The 12,237-nt window shown below is 59.2% G+C and carries 10 protein-coding genes; 1 reads left to right on the forward strand and 9 read right to left on the reverse strand.

Annotation, left to right across the window (positions count from 1 at the left end):
• Nucleotides 1-923 precede the first annotated feature (923 nt).
• From gcvPB to gcvT, 4 genes are all read right to left on the reverse strand, one after another.
• Nucleotides 924-2,390, reverse strand: coding sequence for an aminomethyl-transferring glycine dehydrogenase subunit GcvPB (gene gcvPB / locus D9N13_RS00825; protein WP_290584737.1), 1,467 nt, complete (start codon nucleotides 2,388-2,390; stop codon nucleotides 924-926).
• Nucleotides 2,390-3,745: an aminomethyl-transferring glycine dehydrogenase subunit GcvPA gene (gcvPA, locus tag D9N13_RS00830; protein WP_290584739.1), complete on the reverse strand. Its 1,356-nt coding sequence runs from the start codon at nucleotides 3,743-3,745 to the stop codon at nucleotides 2,390-2,392. The genes gcvPB and gcvPA overlap by 1 nt, the downstream gene beginning before the upstream one ends.
• Nucleotides 3,746-3,833: 88 nt before the next feature.
• A complete protein-coding gene (gene gcvH / locus D9N13_RS00835) occupies nucleotides 3,834-4,220 on the reverse strand; it encodes a glycine cleavage system protein GcvH (protein WP_290584741.1) in 387 nt (128 codons plus the stop codon).
• A 42-nt stretch (nucleotides 4,221-4,262) separates the two neighbouring features.
• A complete protein-coding gene (gcvT, locus tag D9N13_RS00840; RefSeq protein ID WP_290584743.1) occupies nucleotides 4,263-5,345 on the reverse strand; it encodes a glycine cleavage system aminomethyltransferase GcvT in 1,083 nt (360 codons plus the stop codon).
• A 174-nt stretch (nucleotides 5,346-5,519) separates the two neighbouring features.
• Between gcvT and D9N13_RS00845 the strand changes: the two genes are divergently transcribed.
• Complete coding sequence (locus D9N13_RS00845) at nucleotides 5,520-6,212, forward strand: type 1 glutamine amidotransferase domain-containing protein (protein WP_290584745.1); 693 nt, start codon at nucleotides 5,520-5,522, stop codon at nucleotides 6,210-6,212.
• 10 nt (nucleotides 6,213-6,222) lie between these two features.
• On the opposite strand, the gene D9N13_RS00850 is transcribed toward D9N13_RS00845, so the two are convergent.
• From D9N13_RS00850 to D9N13_RS00870, 5 genes are all read right to left on the reverse strand, one after another.
• Nucleotides 6,223-7,776, reverse strand: a complete 1,554-nt coding sequence (locus D9N13_RS00850) for an ABC transporter permease (RefSeq protein ID WP_317622442.1) — start codon at nucleotides 7,774-7,776, stop codon at nucleotides 6,223-6,225.
• 105 nt (nucleotides 7,777-7,881) lie between these two features.
• Entirely contained in the window at nucleotides 7,882-8,946 is a 1,065-nt protein-coding gene (locus tag D9N13_RS00855) for an extracellular solute-binding protein (protein ID WP_290584749.1), read from the reverse strand.
• A 186-nt stretch (nucleotides 8,947-9,132) separates the two neighbouring features.
• Entirely contained in the window at nucleotides 9,133-10,458 is a 1,326-nt protein-coding gene (locus tag D9N13_RS00860) for a sensor histidine kinase (protein WP_290584962.1), read from the reverse strand.
• A gap of 83 nt (nucleotides 10,459-10,541) precedes the next feature.
• Nucleotides 10,542-11,882: a sensor histidine kinase gene (locus D9N13_RS00865; protein ID WP_290584751.1), complete on the reverse strand. Its 1,341-nt coding sequence runs from the start codon at nucleotides 11,880-11,882 to the stop codon at nucleotides 10,542-10,544.
• 37 nt (nucleotides 11,883-11,919) lie between these two features.
• Nucleotides 11,920-12,228, reverse strand: a complete 309-nt coding sequence (locus D9N13_RS00870) for a hypothetical protein (RefSeq protein ID WP_290584753.1) — start codon at nucleotides 12,226-12,228, stop codon at nucleotides 11,920-11,922.
• Between the last annotated feature and the right edge of the window lie 9 nt (nucleotides 12,229-12,237).

Consider the following 12,237-nt stretch of genomic DNA (forward strand, 5'->3'; position numbering starts at 1 on the left):
TTTGAACGAGAAAAATACTGCTGGATGTATTGATCGGCGAAACATCCAGCAGTGGGCGTGAATTAGGGCAGGAAAGCTGTTTCTCATACCCCTGATACGACCCCTTCAACGTCGTATGATTTAATAACATCTGCGCTCTCAATTTTTCGCCACTGGCATCGTATATTTTCGCGCGAATCCAATAGGATTCCGCGGACTTGCTTTCTGCCAGCGCCACCACTTCATGCCCGATCAGATAGTCCTACCCCTACAAACAACGGGCCATTTCGCAGAAATAATTATCAATAATTTTCGTTGCTGCCAATGACCAACGAGCCCTTTCGAAGTTTGCCGTAACCATGGATACGGTTGGCTCGATAGATCACATCTCTGGTACGCTACATCAGTGATGAGATTTTGCTTGGGCAACTTGGCGGTGCCATGTCTCCAAAAAGCCGGGAGTATTAGTATGATTTTGAGTACACGTGTATGGGTTTGAAAATGTTGGTGAGTGTCTGCTTTTCGCGATTGGATGGGGCAGAGAACTCAATTAGTCGAGGTCACCTTCTCGCCAATTGCTGACGCATGCACGAATGACCGCTTTTGGCCGCAACCAGACTACTTCGCAACCTACAAGTATCCCCCCACCAAAAACAACACCCAACACCATCCTTCCGAATTAATCTTACCCGTCTTCATCACCGCTCACCGGGCCCTGAGCGCTCCTCCCGTATCTTGCACAATCATCAAACACGGCCGAGAACAATCACAGACCAGGGCCTATTTCCTTTTGGGCTGGATATTTCGCTGGCCACTACAATTACCATTTTGGCTAATGTTGGTAATTACAGTGGCCAGCCTCAAGATCGCGAAAGTTCGAAACGGCACTCACGGCTACCATTTTGGCTTAACCGGTCAGTATGAGTACCATCCCGCCCATTTCGTTAGTTCTTTTGCTTACCCCAAACCAAATCCAACTCCCGTGCCGCCTTCACGTCATCCAGCCGTCTCACAGGTTGGGTATAGGGCGCGCCTTTCACCAGGTCCGGGGTTTCTTCCGCTTCTTTCTGGATCTTCGCCAGCGCGTCAACAAACCCGTCCAGCTCGTCGGGGGATTCGGTTTCCGTGGGTTCGATCAGCCAGCATTCCGGCACCAACAGTGGGAAGTAGGTGGTGGGGGCGTGATAACCGTAATCCAACATGCGCTTGGCAAAATCCATGGCGGTAACGTGCAGTTCTTTTGCCTGTTTGCTCAGGGTGATGATGAATTCGTGGGTGGCGCGTCGATTGGGGTAAGCCAATTGGAACCCGGCCTGCTCGGCTTTTTTCATCATGTAGTTGGCGTTCAGGGTGCTGAACTCCCCCACACGGTGCAGGCCTTCTTTACCCAGCACGCTGGCGTAGAAGAAGGCGCGCAGCAATACACCGGCGTTACCCATGTAGGTAGAGAGCCGCCCGATAGTGCCGGGGATGTCTTTTTCGGTAAGCCAACGATAGTGATCCGCGCCGTCTACGGTGTCTTTGCCAACGATGGGTGTCGGCAGGTAAGGCAGCAGGCGTTCACCCACGCCCACCGGGCCGGCACCGGGGCCGCCACCGCCGTGGGGGGTGGCAAAGGTTTTGTGCAGGTTCATGTGCAGCACGTCAAAGCCCATGTCGCCGGGGCGCACTTTGCCGAGAATGGCGTTTAAGTTGGCGCCATCGTAATACAGCAGGCCACCGGCCTCGTGCACCACCTGGGCGATCTCTTTTATTTTGCGTTCGAACACGCCGCAGGTGCTGGGGTTGGTCATCATCAGGCCGGCGGTGTGGGGGCCAACGGCGGCTTTCAATGCTTCCACATCCACGTCGCCGTCTTTGTCCACGGGAATTTCCCGCACCTTGTAGCCGCACATGACAGCGGTGGCGGGGTTGGTGCCGTGGGCTGCTTCGGGTATCAGTATCTCGGCGCGTTCGTGATCGTTACGGGCTTCGTGGTAGGCGCGAATCATGGCCACCCCGGCGAATTCGCCCTGGGCCCCCGCCATGGGGGTTAACGACACCCCTTTCATGCCGGTAACGTCTTTCAATACTTCCTGCAGATCGTACAGGCAGGCCAGGTAACCCTGGCTGTGTTGTTCCGGCGCCAGTGGATGGCGGCTTAAAAAGCCGGGCAGCATGGCGGCACGGTGGGCACCCCGTGGATTGTATTTCATGGTGCAGCTGCCCAGGGGGTAGAACTGGGTATCGATGCTGAAATTTTTGCGCGAAAGATTGGTGTAGTGACGCACCACCTGCATCTCACCCACCTCCGGCATGAGCGGTTTTTCCTTACGCAACAAAGCCGCGGGAATGTCGCCGTTAAGCGCGACTTTTTTGGGTGCCTGCGAGGTGGCGCGACGGCCACTTTGGCTTATTTCGAATATCAACATCACAGCACCTCCTGCAGCGCAGCGGCATAACGTTCAAGGTCCGATTCAATTTTGGTTTCGGTGGCGCACAACAAAATGCAGTTTTCCAGTTCCGCGTACCAGGCGCTTAAGTCCACGCCCCCCTGGATGCCTTTGTCCGCCAGTTTTTTCAGTACGTCGGCAGCATTACCGGGGATGCGGATCACCACTTCATGGAAGGTGGGGGCGGAGAACACTTTCTCCACACCGTCGATGGCGGTGAGTTTTTGCAGCAGGCTTTGGGTGTTGTTGTGACTGGCCACGGCCACTTGTTGCAGGCCGTCGGCACCCAGCAAGCTCATGTACACGGTGGCGGCGGTCATGGCCAGGCCCTGGTTGGTGCAGATGTTGGAAGTGGCCTTGGAACGGCGAATGTGTTGCTCGCGGGCCTGCAGGGTTAAGGCAAAACCGGGGCGGCCTTCCATGTCCACCGTGCGGCCGATGATGCGGCCGGGCATTTGCCGCACGTGTTGTTGCTTACAGGTAATGAATCCAAAGTAAGGCCCGCCGGACGACAGCGGCACCCCCAAGGGCTGGCCTTCACCCACGGCGATGTCGGCGCCTTTCTCGCCCCATTCACCGGGCGGTTTCAACAGCGCCAGCGAGGTGGGGTTCACCGAGGCAATCACCAGCATGCCGTTGGCGTGGGCCCAGTCGGTCAATGCGTCCACATCTTCCAGTGAGCCGAAAAAGTTGGGTTGCTGGATAATTAACGCGGCAAAATCCTGGCCTTCAAAATGCTTGAGTGCGGCTACCGGGGTGGTGCCTTCCACGCTGCAGTAGGCCACGTCCACCAGCTCCAGGCCCTGGTTTTCCACAATGTTGGTGGTGGCCTGGCGATACAGCGGATTCACACTGGTGAGCACCAGCGCTTTTTTGGATTTGGATTTGCGATTGGCCCGCACCGCCATCAACACCGCTTCCGACAAACCGGAACCGCCGTCGTAGAGGGAGGCATTGGACACGTCCATGCCGCACAGGTGCGCGATCATGGATTGGTATTCGTAAATCACCTGCAGGGTACCCTGGCTGGCTTCCGCCTGATAGGGGGTGTACGCAGTGAGGAACTCCCCCCGGCTGGCAATCTCCCACACTGCGGCCGGAATGTGATGCTCGTAGGCACCGGCACCGATAAAGCACAGGTTGCCCCCGTCCTGCGCGGCGCGATCGTTCATGATGCGCATGGTTTCCATCTCGGTTTTACCGGGGGGAACCTGTTGCAGGGGTTGGGCGATGATGTCTTGGGGAATCTCATCAAACAAATCATCGATGCTGTTGACACCGATGGTATCCAGCATGCGTTTTACGTCATCGTCGGTATGGGGAATATAGGGCATCTTGGGTTACCGTTATGCGGGAGATAAAAAGACGAAAGCCCGACTGCAGGAATCGGGCTGTGTTGCAACCGGGTGTCAGGGCGATGACTTACTCGTCTTCGATCTGCGCCTGATATTCGTCGGCGGTGAGGGTGTTCTCCAGTTCGGCTTCATCCGCCACCTGAATTTTAAACATCCAGCCCGCGCCATAGGGATCGGAGTTGACGGTTTCCGGTGCATCTTCCAGGGCATCGTTGATTTCAATCACCTCACCGGACACCGGCGTGTAAATGTCGGATGCGGCTTTTACGGATTCAACCACGCCGGCTTCATCACCCGCGGCCAGTGTGGTACCCACTTCAGGGGTTTCTACGTACACCAGATCACCCATGGCTTCCTGGGCGTGGGCGGTGATGCCCACAGTGGCAACGCCATCTTCCACACGCACCCATTCGTGAGATGACAGGTAACGCAATTCGGTAGGTATTTCGCTCATGATGCTTCCTCAGAACTGATATAAGGTTATGGAATCGAAAAATTAAAAAACCTGTTTGCCGTTGCGGACGAAAGGTGGCTTCACCACTTTCACCTCGTGCAACTTGCCCCGGATTTCAACCTGGGCGGTATCCGCAGTCGCCAAGGGCACCCTCGCCAGGGCAATAGAATATCCCAAGGTGGGGGAAAATGTCCCACTGGTGATCTCGCCTTCCCCCACGTTTAATACGCTCACTTTCTGGTGGCCACGCAACACGCCCCGGGTTTCCAGCACCAGGCCCACCTGTTTGAAGGCAACCCCGTCGGCCTTCTGTTGTTCCAAAGCGTTGCGGCCGATGAATTCCCGGTCTTCCGGGCTCCAGGCGATGGTCCAGCCCATGCCGGCGCACAACGGCGACACGGTTTCATCCATGTCCGAGCCGTACAGGTTCATGCCGGCTTCCAGACGCAGGGTGTCGCGGGCACCCAAACCACAGGGGGCCACACCGCCCTCCAACAGCTGCTGCCAGAACCCGGCAACCTGCGCTTCGGGCACCATGATCTCCAGGCCGTCTTCACCGGTATAACCGGTGCGGGCGATAAACCAGTCGTCGGCGGGCAACCCCTGAAACACACTCAGTGACCGGATCACATCGGCCTTGGGTTCGCCCACCACGGCACAGGTCTTGGCAATGGCATTGGGCCCCTGCACGGCGATCATGGCAAAGTCGGGGCGCTCGGTGATGGTGACGTCAAAGCCGGCGCTCTGGGTATCCATCCAGGCCAGGTCTTTCTCGCGGGTGGCGCAGTTCACCACCAACCGGTACCAGCCTTCCATGTTGTAAACAATCAGATCATCTATAACGCCGCCATCCACATTGAGCATGCCGCTGTAGAGCGCTTTGCCCGGTGTTTTGAGCTTGGCCACGTTGTTGGCCAGCAGGCGCTGCAGATACGCCTGGCTGGCGGGTCCGGTCACATCCACCACGGTCATGTGGGATACATCAAACATACCGGCATCACCGCGCACGGTGTTGTGCTCTTCAATCTGGGAGCCATAGTTGATGGGCATGTCCCAGCCACCGAAATCCACCATCTTGGCACCGGCTTGCAGGTGGCTGTCATACAGGGCTGTGCGATTGGCCATGGTCTCACTCCATTTTTGGCACGATTGTACCAAAACAATCGCTGCGGGTAGAGAATTTTAAGGGGGGCAATTGTACTCAGGTCCGGGGCACGTGACCAGTGGGGAGCAATTCTGTTACGTTAAGCCCAGGCGACGGTTCGCAGGTCGCTTCACCCACTTGAAAGGAGGCACATCATGACCCCTCTCAAAATACTGATTGTTCTCACCTCCCACGCCCAACTGGGCAACACTGATCACACCACCGGATTCTGGCTGGAGGAATTCACCACACCCTATTATGCCTTTCTGGATGGCGGTGCCGAGATTACCCTGGCGTCCCCCAAGGGCGGCCAACCCCCGATTGATCCCCGCAGCCAGGAGGAGCCCGCCCAAACCGACAGCACCCGCCGCTACCAGGACGATCCCGACCTGCAGGCCCGGCTGGGTAATACCCACAAACTGGCGGAGCTCAACAGCGCGGATTTTGATGCGGTTTTCTTTCCCGGTGGCCACGGCCCGTTGTGGGATCTGGCAGAAGACCCACACAGCATCGCCCTGATCGAAGCGTTCCACCGCAGCGGCAAGCCGGTGGCGGCGGTGTGCCATGGCCCTGCTGTCTTCAAACACCCCAAGGGCGCCGATGGCGATGCACTGGTGAAGGGCAAAAATGTCACCGGGTTTTCCAACTCAGAGGAAGCGGCAGTGGAGCTGACCGGGATAGTGCCGTTTTTGGTGGAAGACATGCTGCAACAACAGGGTGCCCATTACCAGAAGGGGGAAGACTGGCAAAGCCACGTTGTAGTGGACGGGTTGCTGGTTACCGGGCAGAACCCGGCCTCGTCGGCGGCCACCGCCCGCGCCCTGCTGGATCTGCTGAACCAATCCTGACGGCCGGGGCCTAGTGAGCTGAGCGCCGCACCAGAATGATCACCGGCACCAGGCCCACCAGCACAATGGACAATCCCGGCAGGGCGGCCTGCTGCCATAAGCCTTCGGAGGTCATCTCATAGATGCGCACCGCCAGGGTATCCCAACCGAACGGGCGCATCAGCAGGGTGGCGGGCATTTCTTTCATCACATCCACAAACACCAGCAGGGCTGCCGTCAGCAGCCCCGGTGTCAGCATGGGCAGGTAGATACGCCGCACGATCTCCGCCGGGCGTGCACCCAGGATGGCGGCCGCCTCCGGAATGGAGGGGCGAATGCGATCCAGGCTGGTTTCCACCGGGCCGAAGGCGGCCGCCAGAAAGCGGGTGGTGTAAGCCAGCAACAGGGCCAGTACGCCCCCCACAAAAACCGGCTGCACGGCCAGGCCCAGGGCAGTTTGCAGCTGCGCCGCCCAGCCATCCAGCCAGTTGAAACTGAGCATGATGCCCACCGCCAGCACAGACCCCGGCAGGGCGTACCCCACGGTGGCCAGGCGCACAATGCCGCCGGACAGGGCCCCTTTGTAGCTGCGCCGGTACAGGGCCAGCAGAAATGCGGCGGCCACGGTGATCAGCGCGGCGATGGCCGCCAGATAGAGCGTGTGCCCCACCAATCCCAGATAACGGGCATCCAGATCCTGCCAGGCGCCCTGCAGTATCCACACCAGCAACTGCCCCACCGGCACCAGAAAGGCCAGCACAAATACCAGCCCGCACCAGGCGCTCACCAACCAGGCTTTGTACCCCTGCAGCGGCATGCGGCTAGCCTTGGCGCGACGGCGGGCACTCTGATAGTAACGGGCCGAGCCCCGGCCACGGCGCTCCAGGTACAGCCCGGTGAGCACAATCAAGAGCAACATGGACGCCAATTGCGCCGCAGTCTGCAAATTAAAAAAGCCATACCAGGCCTTGTAGATGGCGGTGGTGAAGGTGTCGTAATTGAATACCGCCACGGCCCCGAAGTCCGCCAGGGTTTCCATCAGCGCCAGGGCGAGGCCGGCAATGATCGCCGGCCGGGCCATGGGCAGGGCCACCCGCAAAAACCCCTGCAGCGGGCCCAGCCCCAACACCCGGGCCGCTTCCAGCGGCTCCCGGCCCTGTGCCAGAAAGGCATTGCGTGACAGCATATACACATAGGGATAGAGCACCAGGGACATCACCATCACCACGGCCCCGGTGCCCCGGAAGCTGAAAGCGATGGAGGGCCCGATCCAGCCCCGCAGCAGAGTCTGCACCGGGCCGGCATAATCCAGCAGCCCCACCAGCACAAACGCCATCACATAGGCCGGTACCGCCAACGGCAGCATCAGGGCCACATCAAACCATTTGCGCCCGGGGAACTCGCAGGTGGCAATAAACCAGGCCAGGGGCACCCCCAACAGCAGCACCGATACACCCACCCCCAGCACCAGCACCAGGGTGTTGCCCAGCAGGCGCCCCAGTTGTGTCTGGGCCAGGTGCAGCCAGATCTCGGCGTTCACCTCTCCCCAACTGAGCGCAATCACCAACAGCGGCATGCCCACCATGAACGCCAGCGCCAACGCGCAGGCGCGCAACAGCCCCACCCGCCGCAGCAGGTTGGGTAAATAGGGATGCGGACGCGCGGCGGCCAGGGTCAAGGCAGGATCAACTTACCGGTAACCGGCCCGATCCATCAGCTTGATGGCTTCCACCTGACGGCGCCCCGCCACTTCCACGTTGAGGTCGTCGGCTTTGAAGGTGCCCCAGGACTGCACCAGTTCATCGACGGCCACGTCAGGGTTCACCGGATACTCCATATTCAGGCCACCGAACATGGCCTGGGCTTCCCCCTGCGCCAGCCACTCCAGCAACTGCCGGGCCGCTTGCGGGTGCTTGGCGTGCCGGGTGATACCGGCACCGGAAATATTGACGTGTACACCGGAGCTCTGCTGATTGGGCCAGAACAGGGCCAGGGGGATATCCGGGTTCTCTTTCTGCAAGCGGCCGAAATAGTAGGTGTTGACGATGCCCACATCACACTGCCCGGCGGCGATGGCCTCCATCAGGGAGGTATCGTTGGGGAACACATCCGTGGCCAGGTTATCCACCCAGCCTTTGACGATGTCTCCGGTACGCTGCTCACCGTGGCGCTCGATCAACGTTGCCACCAGGGACTGGTTGTAGACCTTCTTCGAGGTACGCAGACACAAGCGGCCATCCCACTCCTCGGTGGACAGGTTTTCATAGGTGGACAGCTGCTCCGGCTGCACCCGCTCAGTGGAGTAGACAATGGTGCGCGCCCGCACCGATAAGCCAAACCAGCGGTTCTCCGGATCCTGATACTGATCGGGGATGTTCGCTTCCAGCACCTCGGACTGCACCGGCTGGAATAACCCCATGTTGGCCGCCTGCCACAGGTTACCGGCATCCACGGTAATGAACATGTCAGCGGGGGTACGCTCGGCTTCCGCCTCCAGGCGCGCCATCAGCGGGCCCTCGCCATCGGTGATGTAGGTCACCTTGATGCCGGTTTCATCTTTGAAACGATCAAACAGCGGCTTCACCAAATGCTCTTTGCGTGAGGAATACACCACCACTTCCGCTGCCTTGTCGGTGGCCTTCTCAGTGGCGGCCTCTTGCCGGGCGGGCTCCTGCTGTTCGCTGCAGCCTGTGATCCAACCGGCAGCAATCACTGCCAGGGAGGACAGCATCATGCGGGTTCCTCGCTTCACCATAACAACACCTCTGAATTCATTGAGTTAGTTCGCTGTATCCGGAAACCCGGCGGGGCCCGGGCAGCAAATGATAATTTGTGTCATTTGTAAATGAAACAGCTTAACAGGTATTTTTCTGAGAAAGTCCCATTTCACTGACGGAAATCAACAGCCCCGTGAACAATGGCTGCGGGGGATGATGCCGGCTCAACTGGGCAGGAAGAGGTTGAAACAGATCTGATTCATCCCCTCATCCACGCTCACCCCGATACGGCCGCCATGCCGTGTCACATGCTCATAGGCCAGCGCCATGGCCAGACCGGACAGGCCCACATCGCGCTGCAGTTGGCTGTGCAGATGGTTATAACGGTCGAACAGGCGATCCCGGTCGTGGGCTGCGAGCGTGCCCGGGTACAGCACCTGCAGCAACGCGCCCTGGGGCAACTCACCCAGCGTGACCCGCACCCACGCCCCCTGGGTGGACGCCAACGCATGGCGCAGCAGGCTGTTCACCGCCTGCAGCAGGTGATCCCCGTTGCCGGACTGGGTAACACTTTCCGGGGCATCCATCTCGATCCGCAACTGGTAACGGGCCGCCACCGGTTCCAGCGCCATCACCACCCTGCGCAGCAAATCCCGCAAATCCAGAGCGTGCAGCTCATCGTTGTGGGCTTCACCCTTGTCCAGTTGCGCCAGCGCCAACAGATCATTCACCAACAGCAGCATGCCGTCGGACTGTTTGATCACCTGCTGCAGGGCTTCCCGGCTGCGCTCATCAAGGCCACCACCGGCACGCTTATCCAATTGCCGTGAGAAGCCAACGATGGCGTTCAGCGGCGTTTTCATTTCATGGCTCATATTGGCCAGAAACCGGGTTTTGGATTCCAGCGCCCGGGTCAGATCCCGTTCTGCCTGTTCAGCGCGCTTAACCTGCTGCCGCAGATCTTTATTGTGTTCCGCCAACTGTCGCTCGGACTGACCGATCTGGGACAGAAAATTACTCACCAGAATGAGTACGGCACAGGTAATACCCAGGGCCTGCAGTAATTGTTGCGAGGCAAGGTGTTCCGGCGGGGTCAGATCAGGAAAGCGAAAGCCATGTTGTTCGGCCCAATAACAGGCATAAATAGACACCAGTACCAAGGCACCCCAGCCCAGGCCGCTGCCCAATCCACGCAGCAGCCCCGCCAGCAAGGGGACCAGCATCCACCAGCCCAGGGTGGAGGTGCCAATGCCGCCGCTGGTCATAATGGCGCCGGCACCGGCTACGAACACCGCCAGCGTGACCAGTTGCGTAGCCATGCCAAAATGACGAAAGATCCACATCACCAGCAGCCCCAAAGCGGCCAGCACAATGGCGGATGTCACCGACAGCATGCGCAAACTGATGTGCCACTCATAGGCCCGCAACAGAAAGGGAATGCCCACCAGAATCAATAAATAGGCGGTGGCCGCGGCCGTTCGCACCCGGCGCAAGAGGACAGGATCCGTGTAGGCGGCATCCCAACCACAATTCAACACCCGATTCAGCATCCGTTCCAATTCGATCCCTCGATGACGATCTTCCCTGTGATTATAAACCCGCCCCGCAACTCTGCTTGCTAATCGACTGTTTTCTAACGCAAGGGCAGCATCAGATCGTACAGAGTGCCAGCAACCGCATCACTCTGCACCTGCAAGGTACCGCCATGCAATTCGGCAAACTCCCGCGCCAGCACCATGGCCAGTCCGGATACGATAATTGGCCTCCCGGACACACTGTGCAGATGGTGAAAGCGATCAAAGATGCGTTGCAGATGCTCCATCTCGAACACCAGCTTTTTACAGCGCACCTGCAACTGCCAGCGATTCTGCCCGGTCACCTCGGCACTCACCACTGCACTTACCACCACCGCATCCTGCGGGCAGTACTGCAACGCGTGCCCCACCACAGTTTCGATGCTGCGCCTGAGCTGGGACACATCCCCCTGGGTAAACGCTTCCGGCAAGGGCTCCACCAGCAACTGCAAGTGATGGCGGTGGGCATGCAGCCGCAGGCGCGGCACCAGCACGTTGACCATCTCCCGCAGATCGATCAGGCCGCGACTGAATTCCAGCTTGCCCGCATCCAGATGCGACAGATCCAGCATGTCGGTCACCAGCTTCAGCATCTGCTCGCCACTATCGGCCACCATCTGCAGGGCATCGTACTGGCGGGGCCCGATTTGGCCCTGCAATTGATTCATCACCCGGTGGTTAAAGCCGAGAATGGAATTCAGCGGGGTGCGCAGTTCGTGGGTCATGTTAGCCAGAAACCGGCTCTTGGCGGCATTGGCGTCCAGCGCTTCGGCTTCGGCCCGTTCCGCCCTCAGCACCTGTTGCTGCAAATCCTTGTTCTTCTGTTCCAGGCTGCGCTCGGAGCTTTCAATCTGGGTCAGGTACGCCACCATCACCGCCACCAGTGCCACAAACTCCCCCACCATCATCATCACCCGCTGAATCCCGCGGGCCGGGGGTGGTGTCAGGTTGGGAAACGCAAAGCCCCGGCTTTCGAAATAAAACAAACACAACCCGGTGGCGAGGGAAACCAGGGCCCAGAACACGCCGGCGCGCACCCCCAGCAACAGCCCGCCGATCAGCGCCACAATCAACCACCAGGCCACGGCACCGGATTCCATGCCCCCCACCGTCACATATTGATTCACTCCCCCCAGGTACACCCCCGCCGCCAGGCAATGCACACTGGGGGTAAACCAGCCCCGGCGCAACATGGCCAACGCCAGTAATGCCAGGCAGACGGCGCTGCCCAATAGCAGGATGCGCAGGGAAATTCCCCATTGAATGGAACGGGCCAGAAACGGCAAACCCACCAGGATCAGCACCAGGCTGGCGCCGGCCAGGGAGCGCACCCGTCGGAGTTGGCGGGGGTGGGTGGTTTGAGCATCCCACCCCCAATTGAGAAATGAGCTAGTAAACACGGCAACACCCTGCGTTAACCACCCAGGGTGTTTTCATTCAGGCAGCCACACCATCTTCGGTTTTTTCGCGGGTGGATTCCGGCTCTTCCAGCAGTTCCGGCTGCACCGGATCGGGGCCATAATCCTCGATCACCGGATGGGCCGGGCGCTTGCTGTCATCCAGCGGTACTTCCACCACTTTGCCGCGCAGCTCGATATCCTTGGAGTTCACTTCGATGAGTTGGTTAAGGGCCTGATCATAGTGAGGCTGATGAAACAACCCACCGGCATCCTTACCGGACACCCACTCCCCCTTGCGCGTCAAATACTGACCGGACTGGTTTCGTATCACATACGCTGTTGCCATGCACATACT

It is taken from the genome of Ketobacter sp. GenoA1 (assembly GCF_003671475.1).
In the GTDB taxonomy this organism is placed as follows: Bacteria; Pseudomonadota; Gammaproteobacteria; order Pseudomonadales; family Ketobacteraceae; genus Ketobacter.